Below are 25844 nucleotides of genomic sequence, written 5' to 3'. Positions count from 1 at the left end.
GCCGGCGTCGGCGGCCTGCTTCGAATCAACGCCAATGAGGGTGGCGCCCGCTGGCTGCTGCGCCATATCGTGCCCCTGTTTCACCGCGAGCACCCGCGCGTGACGCTAGAATTGCTGACCGACGGACGGCTCGTCGATATCGTAGCAGAAGGTTTCGACGCCGGGGTGCGCTTGCGCGAAGCGGTGCCGCAGGACATGGTGGCCGTGCCCTTCGGCGGGGATGCGCGGTTCGTCGCGGTCGCGGCGCCGACCTATATCGCTGAACATGGCGAACCCGCCACGCCGCAGGATCTCCACAACCATCGGTGCATCCGTCAGCGTCTTCCCAGCGGGAAAGCCTATCGGTGGGAGTTTACGAAAAGCGGCGAAGACATTCTCGTCGACGTGGCCGGCGCCCTCACGCTCGACAACAACAGCCTGATGGCCGAAGCCGCCATCGACGGACTTGGCATCGCCTTCGTCCCGGAATCCTACGCCCGCGCCGCGCTGCTGGATAAGCGGCTGGTTCTGCTGCTGTCCGACTGGACACCACCGCTGCCCGGCCTCTGTCTCTATTATAGCCGCAACGGGCACCCACCCGCAGCGCTTCGCGCCTTCATCGACGTCCTGCGCTCTGCCGACCCCTCAGCCCACGCTTGAATGCCCATCACGTAGGCTCGGCGCTCTCAATTCGCTCCTCATCTCCGGACGCTTGCCATCAGGTGATAAGGGTTGCCGTACCGGAAATGACCACCAACCCACGACAAGCAAGATGCGCGGGCAAAGAGGGAGCGGACACCACTCGTCCAGAGAAGATCGTAGAGGGCGAGCATCAGCCCGCCCACCACGGCCGCATTCACTAAGGCTGCGCCCACGTCGCTAGCCTGCTGGCGGTGCGCCCTACAGGTCGAGTGCCGCCCGGAGCGTGGTCGACAACGCTTTTCGGTCGAGACGAACCCATCATCAGGCACGTCATCGCACATTCGATCTATCGCGCCAGCTTACGAACAAGGCCGGTCGAGCGTCACGCTCGACCACTCCCGTCAGCTTCATCGAGCAGAAAAGGTATCACTAGCCCTAACGGCGCGAGGCAGCCGCAAGGAAGCGGGTCAGCCGGCACAGAACGCGCTGCCTATATGCTGGCCAGTCTGCGTAGGCCGGCAAATGCAAGTGCCGCGCTGCCCGCATAGACCGCGTGATGGACAAGGTCCGTGGCGAGTTCCGTCCGATCCCACTCCGTGGGCGGCTTCGACACACCCAGGCCGGTGATCAGCGCCGTACCGGTGCCCCAGGATCCGAGGAAGAACAGCGCAACCCGCGATGGCTCCGGCACCTTCTCGATCGCCGCCAGACCCAAACCGAGGCCCGTTCCGAACGCCACATGGGCTGCGGTGGAAAGACGCGCCTCGTCCTTGTCGCCGGGCACATCCACCCCCGTGGCAGCCTCCACCGCCTTTGCCGGGGTTGCGGAAGGGGCACGCTTCGTCAGCCGCATCTCGATGGCCTGGCTCAGCGACATCGCCGCCGTGCCGGCCAGACCAGCGATGAGGCCAATACCGGCGAATTGTGCGGGGCGGATGATGTCTGTGCGTTGCATCCCTGGCGAACCCATGGATGCGAGCCCAGTTCCGGCCATCACGCTTCCCGCGGCTATTCCTCGCGCGAGACCTTTTCGTTGCGCTCGTGCCGCTCCTGTGCCTCGACCGTCATCGTCGCGACCGGCCGCGCTTCCAGCCGGGCCAGCGAGATCGGCTCGCCCGTCACCTCGCAATAGCCATATTCGCCTTCGTCGATGCGGCGGATCGCGGCTTCGATCTTGCTGATCAGCTTGCGCTGGCGATCCCGTGTGCGCAGCTCGATGCCCCAGTCCGTTTCGGACGACGCCCGGTCCGTAACGTCCGGCTCTCGCAGCGAATCCACCTGAAGCTGCGCGAGCGTTTCACGTGATTCGCGAAGAATGGACTCCTTCCAATCGAGGAGTTTTCGTCGAAAATATTGCTGTTGGCGTGGATTCATGAACTCTTCGGCCGCACTTGGTCGATAGTCCTGATCAACGCCCCCCATGTTATCCTGCTCGTCGATACGTTTAGCCGCCGTAGCCATGTGAGTACTCACCCGACTTTGCGGAACGTTGGCCGTGGCCCCCGCCCCGTCTGCCCTGGGCGGGCCTATACGCGGGAGCGACCGGCCTAACAAGCGGGCGGCGCACAACAAAATGTCGTGCGCCGCCTGAACCTACATTAAGCTGTGGATATTATTTTCCGGCAGCGCCGCCAGCCGGCGCGGACTGTTTGGCCGCTGCGTCCAGCTGTGCCGCCGTCATGCCGATCACCAGGCCGTTAGGCCCTTTGGCGAAACCGCTTTTCGGGACCTGAACCTTGCTGCTCGCGGTCGCGACGGTCACCAGATCCCCCGAAACGGCTTCAACCTTGCCGACCGAACCACCCTGCGGATCGGACACGGCCGTTCCAACCGCAATCTCCGTGGGCGTCGTTGCCTGCGCAACCTTCGCCTCCAGCTCCGCCTTGGTGATGCCGACGATCAGACCGTTCGGTCCCTTGGCAAAGGACGCGACCGGGATCGATGCCTTGGCGGTGCCGGTCGAAAGAACCGCATTACCGCCGCTGACGGATTCGATCGTGCCAACCGGCGCACCCGTATTGTCGTTGACGGTGGCGCCCACCGTAACATCGGCGGCGGCTGACGGTGCAGCAGCAGCTGCGCCTGCCGGCGCAGTGGTGGACGCAGGCGCCTGTGCGAATGCCGGGGCCGCAAGCATCGCAGACCCAACCATGATCAAAGAAAGATACTTCATGATGCTGTCTCCCGATAGGAATCTCTAAGCTCAGCCAACATAGGAATAGAAGATTGTAACGCTGCAGTTACGGGATAAGTCGTTGCCGCAGCGGGATCAGCCGTTGGATTCTGCATACTTTTCCAGAATGGATTCGATCTTATCCACCGGATGTCCCGTGAGATCTTTAGCAATCTCCACGATGATCTTTCCTTCGACTTCTTTGTGGAAATGCTTGCGTAGCTCGCCCAATGTTTTCGGCGATGCTATGATCACCAATTTTTCGAAGTCATTTTCGAGCGCACCACGATTGATCCGTTGCGCTGCTTCGGCTGCAAACCGATCTTCGGCCTGCTGGTGGAAATCCGCCTCGCCCGCTGTCGATCCGCCGCTACCGCCGCCCGCCGGCTTCTGGCCGGCCGTATCGGTCTTGATGTCGCGATCCGCGAGATCGGGCTGTTGTTCCGCCGCAACGACCAACAGATTCAGGTTTTCGGCGTCGCCTTCGTTGCGGAAGAACAGCATTTTCGCACCGTCGGCGACAAGGACGTAGGCGTCGTGGGGAATGCGCATGCTTCAACCTCCTTAACTCGTTTCGGCCAGCCAACGCGCGTTCGGCGCTGTGGGTTGCAGGCTTGCACGCGCCGCAACCCGCCGTCATTACCCGGCCATGCACGACATCCGAGCCATTCGCGAAGATCCCGCCGCCTTCGATACCGGTCTTCAACAGAGGGGCATTGCCCCCTCCGCCGCCGGTCTGCTCCAGCTTGACGAGGAGCGTCGCGCCCGCATCAGCGAGGCACAGGCTTTGCAGACGCGCCGCAACGAAGCATCGAAGGAAATCGGCAAGGCGAAATCCGCCCGCGATGAAGCGACTGCGCAGGCGCTGATGGCGGAGGTCGCCGGCATCAAGGATCGGCTGGCAACGCTGGAAAGCGAGGCAGCCGGACCGGAGGATGCCCTTGCCATGGCCTTGGCCGCCCTTCCCAATATCCCGGCCGCCGACGTACCGCCGGGCGAGGACGAATCTGATAACGTCGAGCAGAAGCGGTGGGGCACGCCGCGCGAGTTCGATTTTGCGCCCCGCGATCATGCCGATATCGGCCCTGCACTGGGGCTGGATTTCGAAGCCGGCGCGCGCTTGTCCGGCGCCCGCTTCACCGTCCTGCGCGGCCAGGCCGCCCGCCTCCACCGCGCGCTCGGCCAGTTCATGCTCGACACGCAGACCGCGGTCCATGGCTATCAGGAAACGGCACCGCCGGTTCTGGTGCGCGATGAGGCGCTGTTTGGCACCGGCCAGTTGCCCAAATTCGCCGAAGATCTGTTCAAGACGACCGACGGTCGCTGGCTCATTCCAACCGCCGAAGTCAGCCTGACCAATATCGTGCGCGAGCAGATCCTGAACGAAGGGAGCCTCCCGCAGCGTTTCACCGCGCTGACCACTTGCTTCCGGTCCGAGGCAGGCGCGGCCGGACGCGATACGCGCGGCCTGATCCGCCAGCATCAGTTCGAGAAGGTCGAGCTAGTCGCCATCACCACGCCCGATGCGTCCGATGAGGAGCATGAGCGGATGACGCGCGCCGCCGAGGCGATCCTTGAGACGCTGGATCTTCCGTATCGCCGCATGCTGCTCTGCGCCGGCGACATGGGCTTCACCGCGCGCAAGACCTTCGATCTCGAAGTGTGGCTGCCGGGCCAGCAGACCTATCGTGAGATTTCCAGCTGCTCCAATTGCGGGGATTTCCAGGCACGCCGAATGGACGCGCGCTATCGACTCGCCGAAAGCAAGGGTACCGCCTTCGTCCACACCCTGAACGGGTCGGGTTTGGCGGTCGGACGCACGCTGGTCGCGGTGATCGAAAATTACCAGCAGGCGGATGGCTCGGTTATCGTGCCGGAGGTGCTCAAACCCTATATGGGCGGGCTGGAGGTCTTGCTGCCGGCATGAGGGGCGCGGCGGCCTTGCTCTCGATCGGGTTGATCGCCGCCGCGCCTGCGTCAGAGAAGCGGGCTACCCAGCCGTCGACGACCAAATTCGTCCCACGTAAGCTGTTCGATGAGCCGTCTCCCAGACCTGCCCTAGCTGATCCTACGCCCGCCGGCGGTCAGAAAGCGGTCTGGGATGTGGCCAGGGTCACGCCCGATGCCGTCGAAATTCCCAAATCAACCTATGTCGTGCAGCCCGGCGACACGCTCCTGGCGATCGTTCGCAAAACCGGGGGAAGCGCCAACGTCATCGCCCACGACAATGATCTGGATCCCCCCTTCCGGCTGCGCCCCGGGCAGAAGCTGAAGATCGCGGGAGGCCGCTATCATGTCGTCCGCAAAGGCCAGAGCGGCATCGCCATCGCACGCGCTTATGGCGTCGAATGGTTGCGGATCGTCGATCTCAACCATCTCGAAGAACCTTATATGTTGCGGGAGGGGGAACGGCTACTGCTACCCGCCACCAAAGAAGTCGCCAAGATGACGCTGGAACAGCGCGCGGCCGCGTTCAAGATCGACCTAACCGACATCGCGACCGGCAGCGAGCCGGCCCTTGCCCCTCAAGCCAAGCCTGCCGCACCCACTCCCTCCCCTGCGCGCACCCTGTCTCCGACGACGGCCGTAGCGGATCCGGTGGTCGATTTCGGCGGCCGCTTCGCCTGGCCGGTGCAGGGCAAGGTGATCCGCCGCTACGGGCCGATGGAGAATGGCGGCCGCAGCGACGGCATCGCCATCGCCGCCCCCTTCGGCCGACCGATCGGTGCGGCCGCCGACGGAGTCGTCATCTGGGTCGGCCAGCACCCCGCCTTCGGCAATGTCGTGCTGCTGCGTCACGGCAATGGCTGGGTCACCATTTACGGCAATGCCGACAAGCTGCTGGTCAAGCGCGGCCAATCGGTGAAAATCGGCCAGCCGATCGCGCAAGTCGGCCTGAGCGGAACCAGCGTCTATCAGCCGCAGACCTTCTTCGAGGTGCTGCGCGGCCGCAAACCCGTCAATCCGATGAGCCTGCTGCCCAAGCAACGCACCGACGGCAGCGCCGCTCGTTCGGACCAGAGCGAGGCCAATCCGGACGCGAATGACCGCTAGTCGATCCTAACGCTGCGTCTGCCACGCCTTCGTCTGGTGCCGGATCAGGCTGATCATATTCCCCTGTACCAAGCTGATATCCAGAGGATGCAGGCCCCAGGTCGGGGCCGGGCTATAGCGTTGCAGGCTTTGCCGCAGCAGATCGGCATATTTGCCCGGCTCCACCCGCACGCGCAGGACGGCGCCCTTGTCATCGCTGACGCATTCGCCGCTCAGTTGGCCCGCCATTTCGACCGCGGGCGGGTCGTTCGGCGGGGCGAAGCTCGGCTTGCCGAGGAAGCCGTCCAGCGCGCCCCGACCGCCGCCGACAGCAGCTGGATTGACGCATAAGGGCGCGCCGGCGGTCGTTCCGCCGAAGGTGCGAGGCCCCTCATAATCGGCGAAATAGGTCGACCAAGCGACCACGCAGCCGCTCTGATCCTGCGTTTTGCACGCCGAAATGTGCTTGAAACTGCGCTGATCGAGGTCTGGATTGCCGGCAAGATAGGCGGCTACCAGCTGTTTTTGGGCGGGTTTGCCGTCCATTTCCTCGGCAATCAGGCGCTTGAGGATGATCGCGCCTTGGCTATGCCCCACCAAAACGACGCCGCGCCCATGGTTATCGCGCGCCATATAGCTGCGCCAAGCCGCAAGAATGTCGCGATATGGCGTATCGAAATCCAGCTTGGGCGGGGCTTTGGCGGCCGCACTTTGCGCCATCATGTAGCGCAACGCCGTGATGGTAAGCTGGTGATAAGCGGGTACGAACACCCTGCATGCCGCGCCTAATCGCGCCGCCTGGCCGTGCACCGAGCGCTTTTCCTCGGCATCCGGGACGAGATCGCTGTACAAAGTCCGGTCGGTCGAGGCGGTCGGATAGACGTAGAAACAGTCAATCGGCGGATCCTTCGCGGCGACATAGGGCACGGGCTGGCGCGTGCCGGCTGCATCGACTCGCATCGCATCGAGATTGGCCGAGCAGGTACCGTCGTCGACGCCTGGGCGGCAGATCCAGTTATTGGCCTGCGCATAGTCGACCGGCGGCGTATCGCCATGCGGCGGCAGCGTGGTTGGAACGGGCACGACCGGCATCTGCGCCGCCGCCGGCGCGATCGAGATGAGTGTGCTCAAGATCAAAACCGGCAGGCGCATGCAGCGTCCCTCTCGTAATTTGCTCGCGCGCACGCTATGTGGCGCGCTTCCCCATGGCAACTACTCTCCCCTCCCCGCCCAAGGTCGGCATGGTGTCGCTCGGCTGTCCCAAGAATTTGGTCGATAGCGAGCGCATTCTCACGAAGCTGCGTGCCGACGGTTACCGCATGTCTCCGGATTATGCCGGCGCCGACGTCGTCCTGGTCAACACGTGCGGCTTCCTCGATTCGGCCAAGGAAGAGAGCCTGGAAGCGATTGGGGAAGCGATCGCGGAAAATGGCCGCGTCATTGTCACCGGATGCATGGGCCAGGACGCCGAGGTCATCCGCGCGCGCTTCCCGCAGGTGCTCGCCGTCACCGGCGCCCATCAGTATGAGCAGGTCGTCGGCGCGGTCCATGAAGCGGCGCCGGTGCCGCCATCGGCATATCTCGATCTGGTCCCGCAGGCCGCGCCCGGCGGCGATCTCAAGCTGACGCCCAAGCATTACAGCTATTTGAAGATTTCGGAGGGGTGCAACCACCGCTGTTCCTTCTGCATCATCCCGACGTTGCGCGGGGATCTGGTCAGCCGCCGCCCGGACGCCATCCTGCGTGAGGCGGAGAAGCTGGTCGCTGCCGGCACCAAGGAGCTGCTGGTCATCAGTCAGGACACATCTGCCTATGGGCTGGACCTGCGCTACGCCTCTTACCCCCTCAAGCAGGGCGGAGAGATACGTGCCGACATGACCGATCTGGCGCGGCATCTGGGCCAGCTCGGCGCGTGGGTCAGGCTGCACTATGTCTATCCCTACCCCCATGTCGATCGCGTGATCCCGCTGATGGCGGATGGGCTGGTGCTGCCGTATCTGGACATCCCGTTCCAGCATGCGGCGCCTTCGGTGCTGAAGGCGATGAAGCGGCCGGCGAACGACGCCAAGGTATTGGAGCGGCTGCGCAATTGGCGCAGCATCGCGCCCGATATCACGATCCGCTCCACCTTCGTCGTGGGTTTCCCGGGCGAGACCGAGGCGGATTTCGACTATCTGCTGCAGTGGCTCGACGAGGCACAGCTCGACCGCGTCGGCGCGTTCCGGTTCGAACCGGTGGCGGGTGCGGCCGCCAACGACCTGCCTGGCCAGGTGCCGGAGGCGGTGAAGGAAGAGCGCTACGCCCGGTTGATGGAGCGGACCGCGGCCATCTCCGCCGCCAAGCTGCAGGCCAAGATCGGCCGGACGCTCGACGTGATCATCGACGCCGTCGATGAAGAAGGCGGCGCCTCCGGACGATCAAAGGCGGATGCGCCCGAGATCGACGGCGAAGTCCATCTGCGCGACACGCGCGGGCTGCAGCCGGGCGATGTCGTACGGGCCCATATCGAGGATGCGGACGAGCACGATCTGTTCGGCGCCGTCGCCTGATCAATCGTCGAGGTGGCGTCGGTCGATCTCCTTCAGGATCGCCAGCGCGCGCGGCCCGCTGCTGGGTTCCTGCGCAAGCAGATGGATGAGGTCGTCATCGCGCTGACGACGTAGGTAGCTGCCCAAAGGATCGAGCTGCAGGGCGCGCCGTTCCGCGACCAGGCTGGGCAGCCCCCTCTGCATCACGGCGCTCACCAGGATCGCGACTACAGCGCCGGCCAGCATGTCGGTGAGATAATGCGTGCCCTCCACCGGCGTCGCCAGCAGCATGGCGACGTTGAGCAGCAGGATCGGCCAGCGCAGCTGCCGGATCGGCCAGGCCGCGATGATATACAAAACCGCGCTGACGGTATGAAAGCTGGGGGCGCAGACCAGGCCATGCAGCGACGTGACGGCCACACTATGCACCTCATGCAACCGCAGAAGCGGGATGAGCTCCGACTGATAGAGTGCGCTCCTGGGCATATAGGGAATATGGCCGCGCCACATATAAGCGAGCGGGCCCTGCGCCGGCGTGAGCGTGAACAGCAGCAAGGTGATCAACGCCGCCAGCCAGAAGGAGGCGATGAACATGCGCGCCTCGGCACGCCGCCCGGTTACCGCGAAATACCCCAGCAAGATGACCGGCGTCACGAAAATGCTCTGATAGGCGATGCCCTCGCCCAGTTGCAGCGCCGGGTGCGCCGCCACAAACGCATACCAGGCCAGCCAGTCAAAGCGCATCAGGCGGTCGATCCGCTCTAGCGCGACGTCATCGAAGCCGCTCGTATAGGCTGCCAAGGGATAGCTCGCCAAAGCGCCCACCAGACAGACCAGCGCGAAGAGACCGATATGATCAATGGCATCCCGGGCGATGCGTTGAGCCTTCGATTGGCGAGGCCGCAGTGCGAAACGCGCCACCAGTGCCGTGCCGGCGATCACGGCGAACAGGCGATCCACCCCGTCGGCGGGATCGATCTCCACCTGCACCCCGGCCATCAGCAACAGCACGACGAACAGGCTCGCGCCAATCGCCACGACCAGCCAATGACCGGGCAGTTCAAACACTTGCTTGTCGGGTTTCGCAGCCAAATTCGGATCTTCGAAAGAAGGACTATAGGATCGCTAAGACTGGCGGCCTGAACGGCGGATTGCTGCGATCAAGGTCGTATTGCGGCTCCCGATCGTGCATGCGACCGGCGATCGAACGGGAGGATGTATGACAAAGACGCTCCAGGCCAAGACCGCAATATTGGCGATGCTCCTTGCGTCGACCACGGCGGCAACCGCGGCATCCCCGCCGTGGATGAACAAGACGCTCGATCCCGATCAACGCGCAAGCCTGCTGGAAGCGCAAATGACGACGGACGAGAAGCTTACGCTGGTTCATGGACCGATGGGGCGCGCCCGCCTTGGTATACCCAAACCGGAACGCGCACTGGGATCGGCGGGATTCATTTCCGGCGTGCCGCGGCTCGGCATCCCGGATCTGCAGGAAGCGGATGCGAGCGTCGGGGTCACCAATCCCGGCAACATCCGCCCCGGAGACGGTGCCACCGCTTTCCCGTCGATCATGGCCATGGCCGCCACCTGGAGCCGCGCCCTTGCCTATCAATCGGGCGTGGCGCTGGGGAATGAATCGTGGAGCAAAGGGTTCAACGTGCTGCTCGCGGGCGGCATCAATCTGATGCGCGAGCCGCGTAACGGCCGTACCTTCGAATATGCCGGGGAAGATCCGCTGCTGGCCGGCTTGCTGACCGGCGATGCGATCCGCGGCATCCAAAGCCAAAACGTCGTCTCCACGATCAAGCATTTCGCGTTCAACAGCCAGGAAAGCGCACGCTTCTTCGTCGATGCGACGATCGACAATGCCGCGGCGCGGGAAAGCGACCTTCTTGCCTTTCAGATCGGGATCGAAACCGGCCGGCCCGGATCGGTGATGTGCGCCTATAACCTCGTGAATGGCCATCAGGCATGCGACAGCGATTGGCTGCTCAATCAGGTGCTGAAGCGCGATTGGGGATATGCGGGCTGGGTCATGTCGGACTGGGGTGCGGTGCATAGCACCGCCAGCGCCATGAACGGGCTGGATCAGGAATCCGGCGAGCAACTGGATCGGGAGGTTTATTTCGGCGCGCCGCTGGCGGAGGCGGTGCGCAAGGATCCCGCCTACCGTGCCCGGCTCGACAATATGGTCCACCGCATCCTGCGGACGCTGTTCGCGGTCGGCGTGATGGATCGCCCCGCCAAGCTGAGCCCGATCGACTACCAGGCCAACGGCAAGGCATCCCAGGCGGTAGCAGAGGGCGGCATCGTGCTGCTGAAGAACCAGGCCGGCCTGTTGCCACTCCAGAATGCTCGGAAGATCGCGATCATCGGCGGCCAGGCGCAGTTCGGCGTGCCGTCCGGGGGAGGATCGTCGCAGACCATCGCGATCGAAGGACCCGGCCTGCAAATGCCGGTGATGGGAACCGGCGTGCTCGGCTCGCCGCGACTGATGGTATACCATCCCTCCTCGCCGCTCGAAGGTCTTCATCAGATCCTGCCGGATGCGGAGTTGATCGTAGACGACGGCCGCTATCCGGCGAATGCGGAACGGCTTGCTCGCGAAGCCGACGTCGCGATCGTCTTCGCGACGCAATGGACCACAGAGAGCTATGATGTACCGGATCTTTCCCTGCCCGGCGGTCAGGATGCGCTGATCGCCGCTGTCGCTGCGGCCAATCCGCGCACCGTGGTCGTGCTGGAAACGGGTGGCCCCGTGCTGATGCCGTGGCTCGATAAAGTCGGCGCTGTGGTAGAAGCCTGGTATGCCGGCGGGCGCGGCGGCCCCGCCATCGCCAACGTGTTGACCGGACGGACAAACCCCTCGGGCCGGCTGCCCGTCAGCTTTCCCGCCGGCATCGAGCAACTGCCCCGCCCGACCACTGCAGGCGCCGGACTTACCGGCGAACGACCGCCACTCGGCACCAGGCCGATACCGCTGTCCTATCGCGAAGGCGCGGACGTGGGCTATCGTTGGTATGCCCGCCAGAAGCTACAGCCTCTTTTCCCCTTCGGCTTTGGGCTGAGCTACACCCAATTTTCCTATTCGGATCTGGCGGTACGCGGCGGATCGGAGCTTTCGATTTCCTTCACAGTCCGCAACGACGGCAGAGTTGCCGGTGAGGACGTGCCGCAAGTGTATCTGACCTCACTGGCGGGCGCGCCTGAATTGCGGCTGATCGGCTGGGAGAAGCTTGCGCTCGCCCCTGGCGAGAGCAGGAAGGTCACGATGACGGCCGACCGACGCCTGCTCGCGCGTTTCGACGACAAAGCGCATCTCTGGCGCATTCCTGCGGGACGCTATGAGGTCGGGCTGGGTACCTCGTCCGCCCATCTGGGCACGCGCGCGACCGCGACCATGACGGGATCCACGATGAAGCCGTGAGGGGCCGGAGATCGGACGGCTTGAGGCGCCGGCCTATCTCTGGCAGCGCAACCTGATGACCGACTTCTCCGCATTGATCAGCCCCGACCGTGGCCAATCGGCCCGCACCCTGATGCTCGTGCCGCACGCGGAATTCACGCAGTGGCTGACCCTCCAGCCGCCCCGCGCGCGCGCCGCGGTTGAGGCGGCGCGCTTCGAGGGAAAGGCGGACAGCGTGGTCATCCTGCCGGGGGAGGCACCGGAAGAGTGGAGCGTCGCGATCGGCGTCGAGCCGGAGAACCGGCTCTGGTGCCTGGCTGCGGCCGCCGCAAAATTGCCCGAAGGCACCTATCGGCTGGCGGAAGGTGCGCCTGGCGATTGTGCCTTGGGCTGGCTGCTCGCCCAGCATCGTTTTGACCGCTACCGGGAAAAGCCGGAGGTCATCGGGGCGCGGGTTTTGCTGACATCCGAACCGGCCCGGATTGATGAGATTGTTCGGTTGGCCGAAGCGACCGGGCTGGTACGGGATCTGGTGGATACCGGCGCGGGTGACCTGGGACCGGCGGAATTGGCGGATGCCGCAAAGGCTGTCGCCGACAAGCATGGAGCCCGTTTTTCGGTCACGCAGGGCGATGCGTTGCGCGATCATTATCCGATGATCCATGCGGTCGGGCGCGCCGCAACCAAGGCACGCTCGCCCCGCCTGATCGAGGTGGAATGGGGCGATCCTGCTCATCCCCGCATTGCCGTGATCGGCAAAGGCGTCTGTTTCGATTCCGGCGGCCTGGACATCAAGCCCGGCAGCGGCATGCTGTTGATGAAGAAGGATATGGGCGGCGCGGCGCATGCCATAGCGCTGGCCGGGCTCATCATGGCGACCCGCCTGCCCGTCCACCTGCACCTGCTGATCCCGGCGGTGGAGAATGCCGTTTCCGCAGAATCCTTCCGCCCCGGCGATGTTCTGACGAGCCGCAAGGGCCTGCATGTCGAGATCGGCAATACCGATGCCGAAGGCCGGCTTATCCTGGCCGACGCTTTGACGCGTGCCGGCGAGGAGGCACCCACCCTGATGCTGGACTTCGCGACCCTGACCGGTGCGGCGAGGGTAGCGCTGGGCCCAGACCTTCCCGCTCTTTTTGCCAATGATGAGGTGCTTGCCCGGGATCTTATCGAAGCCGGTGATCGGGTGGACGACCCCCTCTGGCGGTTGCCATTGTGGCGCCCCTATAATGAGATGCTGAAATCCGACATTGCGGATATCAACAACGCGCCTGGCGGCGGTTTTGCCGGCACGATCACGGCCGCCCTGTTCCTGGAGCGGTTCGTCGCCGCTGAGACCCCATGGGCGCATTTCGACACGTTCGCGTGGCGACCGACCGCCAAGCCGGGGCGGCCGAAGGGCGGAGAAGCGCTGGGGCTGCGCGCGGCGTGGGCGCTTTTGCAGGGGCGTTTCCCACGTTGATCCCTGACATTAGGTGTAAATACTGCCCGCCGATGAAACGAATCGGCGCGTCCGCGTGTTTTCCCGCCAACGAAGCAATTAAGCATCGAGTGAGGCGTGGTCATGATGCACGACACGACCCTGGCGGGGTGGATGCAGACGCTGGTCGGTTATGTCCGGTCTGGCCAGCCCGATCTTACCAATCGGCAGATGGCGTTGCTTCTGCTGGTTTATTTAACTCCCGGACCGCACACCGTGCGGGGATTGGCCCAATCTCTGGGCGTATCCAAACCGGTCGTCACGCGCGCCTTGAACACGCTTGGCGCCCTCGGCTATCTGCGCCGCGAGCGCGACGAGGCCGACAGACGCAACATTTTCATCGCGCCTACGGATATGGGGCATAAATTCCTTGAAGGTTTCGGCGGACTCATCGACGGCGACACGCCCGCGCACCTCACGCGCCAAATGCGCCACGCCGCGGCCTGAAGGTTTCCGGCTCGAGGGGCCGTCGCGCCGCCTCGACCCGCGTATCCATGCCTACCGACCCGATATCGCGGACGTAGAGCTGGCCGGCCTGCTCTTCGCCCCGCATTATGCACGGGCGGAGCCGTGCCGCTGTGTCGTCGATTCCGTGATCGTGCGGGCACGCCCATCGGAGCAGGCGCCGGCGACGTCCCAACTTGTCTATGGCGAGGGCTTTGCCCTGATCGACAAAGCCGGCGACTGGGCCTGGGGGCGATGCGCCCATGACGATTATGTCGGCTATGTCCCTGCCGCGGCTTTGGGTGCCATGGCAGCGCCGACCCACCGCATCGTAGCGCCACTCGCGCTTGTCTTTGCCAATCCCGATATCAAGGCACCGATCGTACGAACGCTGTCGATCGGCGCCCGCATCGCCGCGGAGGAAGAGGATGGCTTTTTGCGCGTCGTCGACGGCTATATTCATGCGCGCCACGCGGCCCCGTTGGACGTGACAGCGCCGGACGCGACGGCTGTCGCGGAAAGTCTGATCGGCACGCCCTATCGCTGGGGCGGACGCGGTGCGGATGGCATCGATTGTTCCGGCCTGGTACAGCGCGCACTGGAGCTGGCAGGCTTCGACGCGCCGCGCGACAGCGACATGCAGCGCGATCAGCTCGGCACCTTGCTGGACGGCGACGCGACACCCATGCGCGGCGACCTGATTTTCTTCCCCGGCCATGTCGGCATGATGGTGGACGGCGAGCGGCTGATCCACGCCAATGCCTATTGGATGGCGACCGTCATCGAACCGCTGGCGGACGTGACAGCGCGGCTTCAGCCGCTTCATGACCACCCGATCACCGCGCGCAGGCGGATCAGCATATGACCAAGATTTTCGTCGATGGCGCTGCCGGCACGACCGGCCTGGAAATACGCGAGCGGCTTGCGGGACGCCACGACGTGGACGTGATGCTGCTGGCCGAGGACAAGCGCAAGGATGCCGACGCCCGCCGCGAAGCTCTGAACGCGGCCGATATCGTTATTCTGTGCCTTCCCGACGAGGCCGCACGCGAAGCCGTCTCCCTGATCGACAATGACACAACGCGCGTGATCGACGCATCGACCGCGCATCGGGTTGCGCCCGGCTGGATCTATGGTTTTCCTGAAATCTCAGGTCGGGACGCCGTCGCAAAGGCCATGCGCGCCAGCAATCCGGGCTGCTATTCGACCGGTTTCATCGCTCTTGTTGCGCCGCTGGTCGCGGCGGCCCTGATCCCCAGCGACTATGCGCTGACCTGCAATGCCGTCTCCGGCTATTCCGGCGGCGGCAAGAGCATGATCGCGGAGTTCGAACGCGGTGGAGCGCCCACAGCGTGGCGCAGCTACGCGCTCAAGCTGAACCACAAGCATGTGCCCGAAATGCGGGAGCGTAGCGGGCTCACGATCGCGCCGCTCTTCGCACCGGCGGTGGTCAATTTGTTCAGCGGCATGATCGTCGAGGTTCCCCTGCACCTCGAAAGGCTGCCCGGCACCCCGAGCGCCGCCACGTTGCGCGATGCTTTGAGCACGCATTATAGCGGCTCTCCGATCGTCAGCGTCGTTGGGGATTATGACGAAGGGACGCTCGCGATTGAGCGGTTGGCAGGGACGGACCGGCTGGATCTGTTCGTTTTCGCCGACGAGGCCAATCGTCAGGCGCGGCTGGTGGCGGCGCTCGACAATCTGGGCAAGGGCGCCGCAGGCGCCGCGGTCCAGACCCTCAACCTGATGGCCGGCCTGCCCGAAATCGAAGGCCTGCGCCTCTAGACGTCTTTGGCCGTCGCACGCGACCGGCTTCACTTTCGCCGGTCAGCGCGCGCCCTGCGCTTTGCGAAGGTTGTAATAACGCTGCACGTTGGCGTTGTGATCCTTCAGATCATTGGCGAACACATGCCCGCCCTTGCCGTCGGCGACGAAATACAGGGCCTGGGTGTTCGCCGGCGCCAGCACCGCAGCGATCGAATCCTTGCCCGGATTGGTGATCGGGCCGATCGGCAGGCCGGCCATGGAATAGGTGTTATAGTCGTTCTGCGCGCGCACCTCGCTGAGCTTGATGCGGCGGCCGAGCGGCTTCCCCTTGGTGATCGGGTAGATGATGGTCGGGTCGGCCTGCAGGCGCATGCCAAGGCGCAGACGGTTCGAATAGACCCCCGCAACCATGGTGCGTTCTTCCGGCACGCCGGTTTCCTTCTCGACGATCGAGGCCAGTGTCAGCGCATCATGCTTCGAGCCGACGACGCTGTTGGCCTTACGCGTCATCCAGAGCTGGTTGAGCGTTTGCGTCATCGCATCCTGCATGCGCTTCAACACCGCCCGGCGCGGCTCGCCGCGTTGGAAGCTGTAGGTACCAGGCAGCACCGATCCTTCCGGCGGGATCGGGAGCTTGCCCGTCAGTAGCTTTTCGCGCGCAATCCGTTCGAATACCTCGATCGACGGCATGCCTTCCGGGATGGTGATAAGGCGTTGAACGGTGCGGCCGCTCTGAAGAAGTGCCAGGATGTCACGCGCGCTCATGTGCGGCGGGATTTCATATTCGCCCGCCTTGATCGGCGTCGAAGAACCGAAGCGCCGCGCGAACCGCAGGAACCCTGTGGTCGATCGGACCGCACCGACTTTTTCAAGCTCGCGCGCGGCGGCCGCAAGGGTGGCGCCCGGCGGCACGACCACGGCGGTCGGCCGCTCGGCCGGGCCGGCCCCCGTCCAATTGCGGTGAACCGTGAGCCACCCTGCCCCAGCGACGATCAGGATAAGCAGGACCAGGCAGCCAATGCCGCCACGCTTCGCAGATGAACGACGTTTCGCCACGGCCTATCCTAGCGTCCCTGCAATCCGGATCAAATGGCGCGCATCACCAGGCTGGCATTGGTGCCGCCAAAGCCGAAGCTGTTGTTCAGCACCGCCTTGATCGGCCGTTCCTTGGCGACGTTCGGCACCAGATCGACCCCCGCACAGCTGTCGCTGGGATGTTCGAGATTGATCGTTGGCGGCGCGACCTGATCGCGCAGTGCCAGGATGCAGAAGATCGATTCGACCGCGCCGGCGCCGCCGAGCAGGTGGCCGATCATCGACTTGGTCGACGACATCGACACGGTTTGCATCGCATCGCCGAACAGGCGGCGGACGGCACCCAGCTCGAGCTCGTCCCCCATCGGGGTAGAGGTGCCATGGGCGTTGATATAGTCGATGTCCTTGGGCTCCAGCCCTGCCTTGCGCAGCGCCATCTGCATCGAGCGGAAAGCACCGTCCCCTTCCGGATGCGGTGCAGTCACGTGATAGGCATCGCCCGTCAGGCCATAGCCGATCACTTCGGCATAGATCTTCGCGCCGCGTGCCTTGGCATGTTCATATTCCTCCAACACGACAATGCCGGCGCCTTCGCCCATGACGAAGCCGTCGCGATCCTTGTCATAGGGACGACTCGCCTTTTCCGGAGCGTCGTTAAAGCCCGTGGAGAGTGCACGCGCCTGGGCAAAGCCGGCGATGCCGAGCGGGCAGATCGCGCTTTCCGCACCGCCGGCCAGCATCACGTCGGCATCGTCCGCCGCGATGATCCGCGCGGCGTCGCCAATGGCGTGGGCGCCGGTCGAGCAGGCGGTGACGACGGCGTGATTCGGCCCACGCAGGCCGTATTTGATCGAAACCTGACCGGAGATCAGATTGATCAGGCGGCCATGCACGAAGTGCGGGCTTACGCGGCTCGGCCCCTTCTCATGCCGGACGATCGATTCGCTTTCGATGCCGGGCAAGCCGCCGATACCGGAACCGATCATGCAGCCGACGCGGCAGCTCTGCTCATACGTCAGCTCACCGAGACCGGCATCCTCATAAGCCTGGCCGGCAGCATCGATGCCGAACACAATGAACGGATCGACCTGGCGCTGCACCTTGTGATCGACGCGCTTGCCCGGATCGAACCCCCAAGGGTGATCGGCAGGCTTCACCTCGCATGCGATCGTGCACTTCTGATCGGACGGATCGAAGCGTGTGATCCGCGCCGCGCCCGACTTGCCGGCCTTGATGTTGGTCCAGGCGGTCTCAACGTCGGCACCTACCGGCGTTACAAGCCCAAGTCCGGTCACAACCACGCGCCGCATGGCGATCTCCTATTCATATCTCAAAACGAAAGCGGCCCCCCGACACCGGGTCGGAGAGCCGCTTGGCCTCAGGCAAAGGGCTCAGCCCCTTGCAGATCAGCCCTTATGTGCGTCGATGTAGCTGATCGCGTCCTTGACGGTCGTGATCTTCTCGGCTGCGTCGTCCGGGATCTCGACCCCAAACTCTTCCTCGAAGGCCATAACCAGCTCGACAATGTCGAGGCTGTCTGCGCCGAGATCGTCGATGAAGCTTGCATCTTCCGTGACCTTTTCAGGTTCCACGCCGAGATGCTCGACGACAATCTTCTTCACGCGATCGGGGGTGTCGCTCATGTGTTTTTACCTTCCCTAGGTCTCGATTTGGCGCTGCCCTACAATTGCGGGAATGGTCCCGCAAGGGGGGCGTCAGAGCATGGCCATGCCGCCATTAACATGGATTGTCTGGCCGGTCACATAGCCGGCCTCGCGGCTGGCAAGATAGGCGACTGCAGCGCCGATGTCTTCCCCCTTGCCCAGATCGCCGGCCGGGATGCGCTGTAAAATCGTCGCACGCTGCTGTTCGTTCAGCGCATCGGTCATCGCGCTGGCGATGAAACCGGGCGCGACGCAGTTGACGGTGATGTTACGGCTCGCAAATTCCTGCGCCAGCGCCTTGCTCATCGCGGTCAGCCCGCCCTTGGACGCGGCATAATTGGCCTGGCCCGGATTGCCCGTCCAGCCGACCACGGAGGTGATCGACACCACCCGGCCGAACCGCGCCTTCATCATCGGGCGGCTGGCGGCGCGGATCAGGCGAAACGCCGCCTCCAGGTTGACGGACAAGACCTGATCCCACTCGTCGTCCTTCATGCGCATCGTCAGATTGTCGCGCGTGACACCGGCATTGTTGACGAGGATGTCCAGCTTGCCCCCCAACGCCTCCAGCGCGGCGGGAACGAGCGCTTCCACCGACTCCGCATCGGCCAAGTTGGCGGGGACGGTGACGGTGTTGCCGCCAATCTCCTGCTTCACGGAGTCCAGCGCGTCCTGGCGGGTTCCGGACAGCGCAACCGTCGCGCCCTGCGCCGCGAGCGACTTGGCGATGGCGGAGCCGATCCCACCGGACGCGCCCGTGACCAGCGCCGTCATTCCTGACAGATCGAACATCATTTTCTCCTTAAAGGGCTGCTGCCAGCGCCTCGATCTCGGCCATCGTGATCACGCTGGTCACGGTCGCGTCGGGGGCGATCCGTTTAACCATGGGGCCGAGAACCTTGGCGCCGAACTCCACATAATCGGTGACGCCGGCCGCCCACATCGCCTCGACGCTTTCGCGCCACCGCACGGTGCCGGTCACCTGCCGCACCAGCAGATCGCGGATCGTATCGGGGTTACTAGCCGGTGCGGCCGTGACGTTGGCGTAGACCGCGACGAGCGGTGCGCGCACGTCGGCGGCGGCCAGCGCGGCCGCCATGGCATCCGCCGCAGGCTGCATCAGGGCGCAATGGAAAGGGGCCGACACGGCAAGGGGGACGGCCCGCTTGACGCCGCGTTCCTTGGACAGGGCCATCGCCCGCTCGACCGCCGCCTTGTCGCCGGAAATCACGACCTGGCCGCCGCCATTGTCATTCGCCGCCTGACACACCTCCCCCTGCGCCGCGTCCGCGCAGATCGCTTCGGCCAGCTCGAAATCCGCGCCCAGCAAGGCCGCCATCGCGCCCGCGCCGATTGGAACGGCCGCCTGCATCGCCTGCCCGCGCAGCTTCAACAGCCGTGCCGTGGTGGCGAGATCGAACGCCTGGGCCGCGCACAGCGCGCTATATTCGCCAAGGCTGTGTCCGGCGACGAACTCCGCTTTGTCCGCCAGCCGGACGCCGCCTTCCTTCTCCAGCACGCGCAACGTGGCGATCGCATTGGCCATGATTGCGGGCTGGGCATTTGCCGTGAGGGTCAACGTTTCGGCGGGGCCCTCCGCCATGATGCGTGCCAGGCTTTGACCGAGCGCGTCATCGACCTCTTCGAAGACCGCGCGGGCGTGCGGGCTCGCCGCCGCCAGATCGGCGCCCATGCCGACGGCCTGGCTACCCTGGCCGGGAAAGAGAAATGCCCGCATCAACTGCTCCATCGCGCCGGCCCGGTCTGCCGACTTGCCGCGGCGCCTTGCCAAATTCGTGGCGCAGGTAGAGGAAAGGCCGCCACCGACGCAACCCGATTGCCGGACCGGAACGGACTTGCCCTCTGCCCGATCTTGCGGCATAGGGCGCCGATCCGGGCGAAGGCGCATGCCTTTCGCCCGGTTTACTTTTGCAAGACAGCCGGAGGGGCGTCGCATGGGGCGGCGTCAGCGATCGGCAGGAGATATAGCACATGGCTCTTTACGAGCACGTGTTCCTTGCGCGCCAGGATCTGGCACAGGCGCAGGTGGACCAGCTGGCGGAAGCCGCTAGCAAGATTATTACCGATGGTCAGGGTAAGGTCGTCAAGACCGAGACTTGGGGCCTGCGTTCGCTCGCCTATCGCATCGCGAAGAACCGCAAGGCGCATTATGTGATGCTCGAATTCGACGCGCCGACCGGCGTGGTCGCCGAGCTCGAGCGCCAGCTTGGCATCAACGAAGATATCGTCCGCTTCATGACCGTCCGTGTCGACGAGCACGAAAATGGTCCCTCGGCGATGATGCGTCGTGGCGAGCGCGATCGCGAGCGTGGTCGCGGCGACCGTGGCGATCGTCCGGAGCGTGGCGACCGTCCGCGTCGCGACGACCGCGACGACATGGCCGCGTAAGGGAGTAGAGCAACATGGCCCGTGCCTTTTTCCGCCGCCGCAAGAGCTGCCCCTTCTCCGCGAAGGATGCTCCCCGGATCGACTATAAGGACGTCCGTCTGCTGCAGGGCTTCGTGTCCGAACGTGGCAAGATCGTCCCCAGCCGCATCACCGCGGTTTCCGCCAAGAAGCAGCGCGAACTCGCCCAGGCGATCAAGCGCGCCCGTCACATCGGGCTGCTTCCGTACATCGTTAAGTAAGGAGCGACACGCATGGACGTGATCCTGCTTGAGCGCGTCGAGAAGCTCGGCGCCATCGGCGACGTCGTCTCCGTGAAGAACGGTTTCGCACGTAATTATCTTCTGCCCAACAAGAAGGCGCTGCGCGCCAACGACGCCAACAAGAAGGTCTTCGAGGCCAATCGTGCACAGATCGAAGCGGACAATGCTTCGCGCCGTGCCGATGCGGAGAAGGCATCGAAGGGCATCGACGGCAAGACGCTGAGGCTGATCCGTCAGGCGTCGAACACCGGCCAGCTTTATGGTTCGGTTTCGGCCCGCGACGTAGCGGAGCTGCTGGCTGAGGACGGCACCAAGGTCGCCAAGAACCAGATCGTGCTGGACAAGCCGATCAAGGCCATTGGCGTCACCAGTGTGAAGATCGCCCTCCACCCGGAAGTTTCGGTGTCGATCAAGGTCAACGTCGCGCGTTCGCCTGAAGAAGCCGAGCTGCAAGCCCAGGGCGTCGACGTCATGGCGCAGATGTTCGAGCGCGACGAGGCAGGCTTTACGGAAGCCTATGATCCGAATGCCGAGCCTGGTGAAATTGCCACCGAGGCTCCTGCCGATCGCGCCGACGAAGCCTGATCTGTTTCGAAAGCAACGAGAAGGCCGTCCGGACATCGTCCGGGCGGCCTTTTTAATTTGTACAGAGTTGATATCTTTCGGTGCGGGGCCGCAGCGATCGGGGGAATGCCCAGCGGGCATAGAACATCATGAACGATATGAGCCCGCCACGTCCGCCGACGACGATTTCCGATGTAGCCCTGGCGGCGGGCGTATCGATCAAAACGGTGTCCCGCGTCTTCAACGCCGAACCGAATGTGCGTGAGGAAACGCGGCGCCATGTGCTGCAGATCGGCGCCGCGCTCGATTATCATCCCAACATGGCCGCGCGCAGTCTGGCTGGCGGCCGATCCCAATTGATCGGGCTCCTGCACGACAATCCGTGCGGTCATTACATTTTAGGACTGCAAAGCGGCACGCTGGAGCGGCTGCGGGGGGACAAATGGCGGCTGCTGGTGATGCCGTGCGAGGATTCTGCCCGCATGGCGATCCAGACCGTTGCGCTGGTGCGCTCGACCGGCATCGGCGGCGTGATCCTCAGTTCGCCGATCTGCGACAATATGGATATTGTAAATGGCCTGATTGCGGCGCGCATACCCCTCGTCCGCATCGGCCCGACGCCGCACCCCGGGATCGATGCGTTGGCCCCCTCCGTCGGCGTCGACGATCGATCCGCCGCAGCCGATATGGCGCAGTATCTGATCGGCCTTGGCCACCGCCGCATCGGCATCATCCGCGGCGATCCGGTTCATCCGTCCAGCAAGGCGCGCTTCGAAGGATTCACCCAGACGCTGCGAGAGGCGGGTATATCGATCGCGCCGGAGCAGATCGCCTGCGGCATGTATGCCTTCGAAGGCGGCCTAGGCGCGGCGCAGACGCTGCTGGACCTGGCAGATCCCCCAACGGCGATCTTCGCCGAAAATGACGATATGGCGACGGGTGCGATCATCGTCGCCGGCGAGCGCGGAATTGTGGTGCCGGAGGCGCTTTCCGTCGTCGGATTCGATGATAGCCAGATCGCCCGCACCGTCTGGCCGCGCGTCACGACGATTCGACAGCCTCTGGAGACGATGGCGGAAGTTGCCGCGGATTTGCTGATCGCCATGCTGGAAGGATCCCGCCGGACGATAGAGCATCAGCTGCTGCCCTATGAGCTCGTCCTGCGCGAATCGAGCGGACCGCCCAGGGGGTCAATTCTCCCGCAGTGAACGGCCGGGCCTGGTGCCCAGGGTCGGCAAATTGCCAAGCACGCCGATGCCGATCGTGACCAGGATCGCCGCCAGCAGCGTGGCAGCAACGATCAGCGGATCGGGATCGAACGGCAGCGCCAGCACTTTCACGACCACATACCAGCCGGCAAATCCCCCGACCGCAAAAGCTATTCCCGCCAACAGCCCAGAGAGCAGCGCATATTCGATCGCCTGGCCTGCCAGCACCTGAAGACGGCGCGCACCGAGCAGTTTGAGAACGGCGATGTCATACCGACGCGCCTGACCTGAAGCCGTGATCGCGCCGATCAATACGATGAAGCCCGCCGCCACGGTGATCATGCCGGTCGCGCGAATGGCGAGCGCGATATTGCCGAGTATATCCCCGATCTGCGTGGCGATATCGCCGGTGCGGATCATCGAGACCGACGGCAAGGCATCGCCGACCGCGCGCGCGATGGCCCCATCCCGATCGGCCGGCGCATAGACGCTGGCCAGCAGCCCGTGCGGTGCTTCCTCGATATAGCCCGGCGAGAAGATGATCGCGAAATTGAGTCCCAGCCCGCCCCAATCGACCTTGCGCAACGCCGCGATCCGCGCCGGCACGTCGACGCCAAGCACGGATATGGTCAGCATGTCGCCGACCTTGAGGCCCAAAGCCTGTGCGGCCTTGTCCTCAATCGAGATCAACGGCGGCCCGCGATAATCCGCCGGCCACCAGCGCCCCGCCACCACCCTGTTGCCAGCAGGAACCGTCCTGGACCAGGTCAGGGTGCGATCACCGCGCAAGATCCACGCGCCCTCGGGCAGGTTCCGCATGTCCGCCACCCGGCGCCCGTTCACGATGGTGACCGTGCCCCGCAACGAGGGGCTTGTCTCGATCCGCGCGGTGGGCGCTACGGAGGCTATCGCTCTGCGGAACGTGGCCGCGTCGCCGGGTTGCAGATCGATCGCGAAGAAACGCGGCGCCTTGGCCGGCGCGGCATGGGTGATTTCGCTGGAGAGGCTGGTATCGATCACCGCCAGCGCCACGAACAGCGAGAAGCCCAGGCCGAGCGCCACGATCAGCCGATCCGTTTGCGCACCCGGCCGGTGCAGGTTGGCAAGCGCCAGCCGCAACAGCGGCCGGCGCGGCTTCGGCAGGCGGGCAAGCAGCCACCGCACGGCTAACCCGACCAGCCACAGGGCCACAATCAGCCCGCCGGTGGCGCCGACAAAGCCCAACGCAATGCTGCGATCGGTCGCGGTCAGCACCGCCAGCGCCACCAGCGCGCAGAGCAACGCTGCCATCCCGAGCAATGTCAGCGGCGTGGGCCGCGCAGGTGGCGCCAATATGTCGCGCAACAGCGAGGCGGCCGGCACCGATCTTGCACGTGCCAGCGCCGGTAACGCAAAGAGCAAGGCGACGATCAGCGCCAAGCCGGCGGCGATAAGGAGAGGTTGCGGGTAGATCGCGATTTCCGGCGAGACCGGCAGCGCATCGCCGACAGCGCGCGCCACTAAGGCGGGCAGCGCCGCCCCTACCCCTAGCCCCGCTAGAATGCCGACGCCTGCAATCAGACCCAATTCGATCAGGAAGATCGCCGCGATCGTGCCGGAGCGCGCCCCCAGCACTTTCAGAACGGCGATGGCACGGGTCTTCCGGCTAAGATAGGCGCTGACGCCGCTGCCGACGCCGACCCCGGCGATCGCCAGCGCCGCCAGGCCGACGAGCAGCAGGAACTGCCCCAATTGGGTGACGGTAGCGCGCAACCGATCCGTCGCCCCTTCCGGCGTGCGGCTGTTCCAGCCGGCCGAGGGGAAACGCCGCTGCAGCGTCTTCCCCAGCGCGGCGGCATCGACATGCTGCGGCAACAGCAAGCGGTAGCGACTTTCATAGAGGCTGCCGGGCTGGATCAGGCTGGTTGCATCCAGCGCCGCAGCATCGACGATCACGGTCGGCCCCAGGCTGAACCCTTCGCCAAGCCTGTCCGGCTCATTCGCGATGAAGCCGATGACCTGAAACGATGCGGCGCCGATGCGCACCCAAGATCCAATCCGCACCCCAATGCGGTCGGCCAGTGCCGGTGCAATCGCGACCTGCCTTCCATGGGGGCGCGCCGCCAGCGCGCCAGGGGCCAGCGTGAACCTGCCGAGCAACGGCCAGTGGGCGTCCACCGCCTTCAACTTGACGAGCGCCGGAGCGCCGCCACCGGCCGCCTGCGCCATTGCCCGCATCGCGACCGTTTCCGAAACCTTGCCCAAGGCTGCGAAGCGCGCCGCCTCCTCGACCGTCGCGCGTCGCTGGGAGACACGCATCTCCAGATCACCCCCCAGGGCCATCCGACTCTGGCTATCCAGCGCCTGCGTGATGCTGGCCGACAGACTGCCTATGCCGGCAAGCGCCGCTGTGCCGAGGAACAGGCACAAAGCGAGCAGCCACAGGCCCCGCCCGCCTGTCCGCAGGTCGCGCAATGCCAGCTTGAGGGCGGTCATTCGGCGTGCAAACGATCGGAAAGGATACGCCCGTCCCCCAAAGTGATGACCCGCTGGCACCGCTCCGCAAGACGCGGATCATGGGTGATCACGAACAGGGTCGTCCCAGCTTGGGCATGACGTGCAAAGAGGAGGTCCATGATCTCCGCACCGGTCGCCGTATCCAGATTGCCGGTGGGTTCGTCAGCGAAGATCAGCATCGGCTGGGGCGCGAGTGCGCGTGCGATCGCAACCCTCTGCTGTTCGCCGCCTGACAATTGCGCGGGATAATGGCGCAGGCGTTCGGCCAGGCCGACCGCGGCAAGCTCCTGCGCCGCGCGATCGAACGCATCGCCAACGCCGGCAAGTTCCAGCGGCACTGCGACATTCTCCAAGGCCGTCATCGTCGGCAGCAGGTGGAACGCCTGCAACACGATGCCGATGCGGCCGCGCCGCGCCATCGCCAGACGGTCTTCATCCAGCGAACCGAAGTCCAGACCTGCAACCTGCACACGCCCACCACTGGGCCGTTCCAGGCCGGTCAGGATCGCCATCAGCGAAGATTTCCCCGAGCCAGACGGCCCCAGCAGTGCCACGCTCTCGCCTGCGCGCACGGTGAGATCGATGCCGCGCAGGATCTGCACCTGGGCCGGAGCGCGGCCCAGCGACAGCGTGACGTTGCGCACATCGATAAGCGCGCTATCGATCCGCGATAGCGGCGATGACGACGGAGAAGCGGGTGATGCCATTGTTCAGGCGATATGGTGCGCGGCGGACGCTTGTCCATCGCATGGC

General features: G+C 64.7%; 26 protein-coding genes. 13 read left to right on the top strand and 13 right to left on the bottom strand.

The window, feature by feature from the left end:
• A partial coding sequence (locus ACOJSI_RS06850) for a LysR substrate-binding domain-containing protein (protein ID WP_420137517.1) occupies positions 1-639 on the top strand: 639 nt, incomplete at its 5' end.
• Positions 640-1111: 472 nt separating this feature from the next.
• On the opposite strand, the gene ACOJSI_RS06845 is transcribed toward ACOJSI_RS06850, so the two are convergent.
• The 4 genes from ACOJSI_RS06845 to ACOJSI_RS06830 form a co-directional block, all read right to left on the bottom strand.
• On the bottom strand, positions 1112-1576 hold the full coding sequence (locus ACOJSI_RS06845) for a PEP-CTERM sorting domain-containing protein (RefSeq protein WP_420137516.1): 465 nt from the start codon (positions 1574-1576) through the stop codon (positions 1112-1114).
• Between the two features lie 53 nt (positions 1577-1629).
• Positions 1630-2082: an RNA polymerase-binding protein DksA gene (gene dksA / locus ACOJSI_RS06840; RefSeq protein ID WP_420137515.1), complete on the bottom strand. Its 453-nt coding sequence runs from the start codon at positions 2080-2082 to the stop codon at positions 1630-1632.
• A 151-nt stretch (positions 2083-2233) separates the two neighbouring features.
• The gene (locus tag ACOJSI_RS06835; RefSeq protein ID WP_420137514.1) at positions 2234-2794 is read right to left on the bottom strand and encodes a hypothetical protein; all 561 of its coding nucleotides are present in this window, start codon (positions 2792-2794) and stop codon (positions 2234-2236) included.
• A 96-nt stretch (positions 2795-2890) separates the two neighbouring features.
• Positions 2891-3346 (bottom strand): host attachment family protein, encoded by a 456-nt coding sequence (locus ACOJSI_RS06830; RefSeq protein WP_420137513.1) that lies wholly within the window; start codon positions 3344-3346, stop codon positions 2891-2893.
• A gap of 97 nt (positions 3347-3443) precedes the next feature.
• On the opposite strand from ACOJSI_RS06830, the gene serS reads away from it, so the two are divergent.
• Both serS and ACOJSI_RS06820 read left to right on the top strand, forming a co-directional pair.
• On the top strand, positions 3444-4721 hold the full coding sequence (gene serS, locus ACOJSI_RS06825; RefSeq protein WP_420137512.1) for a serine--tRNA ligase: 1278 nt from the start codon (positions 3444-3446) through the stop codon (positions 4719-4721).
• Positions 4718-5848, top strand: coding sequence for a peptidoglycan DD-metalloendopeptidase family protein (locus ACOJSI_RS06820; protein WP_420137511.1), 1131 nt, complete (start codon positions 4718-4720; stop codon positions 5846-5848). The genes serS and ACOJSI_RS06820 overlap by 4 nt, the downstream gene beginning before the upstream one ends.
• A gap of 6 nt (positions 5849-5854) precedes the next feature.
• Here the strand turns inward: ACOJSI_RS06820 and ACOJSI_RS06815 are convergent, their stop codons facing one another.
• Complete coding sequence (locus tag ACOJSI_RS06815) at positions 5855-6979, bottom strand: DUF3089 domain-containing protein (RefSeq protein WP_420137510.1); 1125 nt, start codon at positions 6977-6979, stop codon at positions 5855-5857.
• Between the two features lie 53 nt (positions 6980-7032).
• Between ACOJSI_RS06815 and rimO the strand changes: the two genes are divergently transcribed.
• On the top strand, positions 7033-8376 hold the full coding sequence (gene rimO, locus ACOJSI_RS06810; protein ID WP_420137509.1) for a 30S ribosomal protein S12 methylthiotransferase RimO: 1344 nt from the start codon (positions 7033-7035) through the stop codon (positions 8374-8376).
• Here rimO and ACOJSI_RS06805 read toward each other — a convergent pair whose 3' ends face one another.
• Entirely contained in the window at positions 8377-9447 is a 1071-nt protein-coding gene (locus tag ACOJSI_RS06805; RefSeq protein WP_420137508.1) for a phosphatase PAP2 family protein, read from the bottom strand.
• Positions 9448-9574: 127 nt separating this feature from the next.
• Between ACOJSI_RS06805 and ACOJSI_RS06800 the strand changes: the two genes are divergently transcribed.
• The 5 genes from ACOJSI_RS06800 to argC all read left to right on the top strand — a co-directional run bounded on the left by ACOJSI_RS06800 (position 9575) and on the right by argC (position 15473).
• Entirely contained in the window at positions 9575-11785 is a 2211-nt protein-coding gene (locus ACOJSI_RS06800; protein WP_420137507.1) for a beta-glucosidase, read from the top strand.
• A gap of 55 nt (positions 11786-11840) precedes the next feature.
• Positions 11841-13226 (top strand): leucyl aminopeptidase family protein, encoded by a 1386-nt coding sequence (locus ACOJSI_RS06795; RefSeq protein WP_420137506.1) that lies wholly within the window; start codon positions 11841-11843, stop codon positions 13224-13226.
• 105 nt (positions 13227-13331) lie between these two features.
• The gene (locus ACOJSI_RS06790) at positions 13332-13691 is read left to right on the top strand and encodes a MarR family transcriptional regulator (RefSeq protein ID WP_420137518.1); all 360 of its coding nucleotides are present in this window, start codon (positions 13332-13334) and stop codon (positions 13689-13691) included.
• Complete coding sequence (locus tag ACOJSI_RS06785) at positions 13615-14553, top strand: NlpC/P60 family protein (protein WP_420137505.1); 939 nt, start codon at positions 13615-13617, stop codon at positions 14551-14553. The genes ACOJSI_RS06790 and ACOJSI_RS06785 overlap by 77 nt, the downstream gene beginning before the upstream one ends.
• Positions 14550-15473 carry an N-acetyl-gamma-glutamyl-phosphate reductase gene (gene argC / locus ACOJSI_RS06780; RefSeq protein ID WP_420137504.1) on the top strand — a complete coding sequence of 308 codons (924 nt, stop codon included), beginning with the start codon at positions 14550-14552 and terminating at the stop codon, positions 15471-15473. The genes ACOJSI_RS06785 and argC overlap by 4 nt, the downstream gene beginning before the upstream one ends.
• Before the next feature lie 42 nt (positions 15474-15515).
• Here argC and mltG read toward each other — a convergent pair whose 3' ends face one another.
• From mltG to fabD, 5 genes are all read right to left on the bottom strand, one after another.
• Entirely contained in the window at positions 15516-16511 is a 996-nt protein-coding gene (gene mltG, locus ACOJSI_RS06775; protein ID WP_420137503.1) for an endolytic transglycosylase MltG, read from the bottom strand.
• A 29-nt stretch (positions 16512-16540) separates the two neighbouring features.
• A complete protein-coding gene (fabF, locus tag ACOJSI_RS06770) occupies positions 16541-17800 on the bottom strand; it encodes a beta-ketoacyl-ACP synthase II (RefSeq protein ID WP_420137502.1) in 1260 nt (419 codons plus the stop codon).
• A 96-nt stretch (positions 17801-17896) separates the two neighbouring features.
• On the bottom strand, positions 17897-18133 hold the full coding sequence (locus ACOJSI_RS06765; protein WP_116092040.1) for an acyl carrier protein: 237 nt from the start codon (positions 18131-18133) through the stop codon (positions 17897-17899).
• A 72-nt stretch (positions 18134-18205) separates the two neighbouring features.
• On the bottom strand, positions 18206-18946 hold the full coding sequence (fabG, locus tag ACOJSI_RS06760; protein WP_420137501.1) for a 3-oxoacyl-[acyl-carrier-protein] reductase: 741 nt from the start codon (positions 18944-18946) through the stop codon (positions 18206-18208).
• Between the two features lie 10 nt (positions 18947-18956).
• Positions 18957-19892: an ACP S-malonyltransferase gene (gene fabD / locus ACOJSI_RS06755; RefSeq protein WP_420137500.1), complete on the bottom strand. Its 936-nt coding sequence runs from the start codon at positions 19890-19892 to the stop codon at positions 18957-18959.
• A gap of 254 nt (positions 19893-20146) precedes the next feature.
• On the opposite strand from fabD, the gene rpsF reads away from it, so the two are divergent.
• The 4 genes from rpsF (at position 20147) to ACOJSI_RS06735 (ending at position 22595) form a co-directional block, all read left to right on the top strand.
• Entirely contained in the window at positions 20147-20563 is a 417-nt protein-coding gene (rpsF, locus tag ACOJSI_RS06750; protein WP_420137499.1) for a 30S ribosomal protein S6, read from the top strand.
• A 14-nt stretch (positions 20564-20577) separates the two neighbouring features.
• The gene (rpsR, locus tag ACOJSI_RS06745) at positions 20578-20802 is read left to right on the top strand and encodes a 30S ribosomal protein S18 (protein ID WP_011950937.1); all 225 of its coding nucleotides are present in this window, start codon (positions 20578-20580) and stop codon (positions 20800-20802) included.
• 12 nt (positions 20803-20814) lie between these two features.
• Positions 20815-21408 (top strand): 50S ribosomal protein L9, encoded by a 594-nt coding sequence (gene rplI, locus ACOJSI_RS06740; protein ID WP_420137498.1) that lies wholly within the window; start codon positions 20815-20817, stop codon positions 21406-21408.
• A gap of 128 nt (positions 21409-21536) precedes the next feature.
• Positions 21537-22595 carry a LacI family DNA-binding transcriptional regulator gene (locus ACOJSI_RS06735; RefSeq protein ID WP_420137497.1) on the top strand — a complete coding sequence of 353 codons (1059 nt, stop codon included), beginning with the start codon at positions 21537-21539 and terminating at the stop codon, positions 22593-22595.
• Here ACOJSI_RS06735 and ACOJSI_RS06730 read toward each other — a convergent pair.
• Both ACOJSI_RS06730 and ACOJSI_RS06725 read right to left on the bottom strand, forming a co-directional pair.
• Positions 22578-25070 (bottom strand): ABC transporter permease, encoded by a 2493-nt coding sequence (locus ACOJSI_RS06730; RefSeq protein WP_420137496.1) that lies wholly within the window; start codon positions 25068-25070, stop codon positions 22578-22580. The genes ACOJSI_RS06735 and ACOJSI_RS06730 overlap by 18 nt on opposite strands.
• A complete protein-coding gene (locus ACOJSI_RS06725; RefSeq protein ID WP_420137495.1) occupies positions 25067-25798 on the bottom strand; it encodes an ABC transporter ATP-binding protein in 732 nt (243 codons plus the stop codon). The genes ACOJSI_RS06730 and ACOJSI_RS06725 overlap by 4 nt, the downstream gene beginning before the upstream one ends.
• Between the last annotated feature and the right edge of the window lie 46 nt (positions 25799-25844).

This window comes from Sphingomonas sp., from assembly GCF_048595155.1.
In the GTDB taxonomy this organism is placed as follows: Bacteria; Pseudomonadota; Alphaproteobacteria; order Sphingomonadales; family Sphingomonadaceae; genus Sphingomonas_I.
The sequence above is the reverse complement of the archived record's forward strand: the minus strand, read 5'-3'. Positions and strand labels throughout refer to the sequence as shown.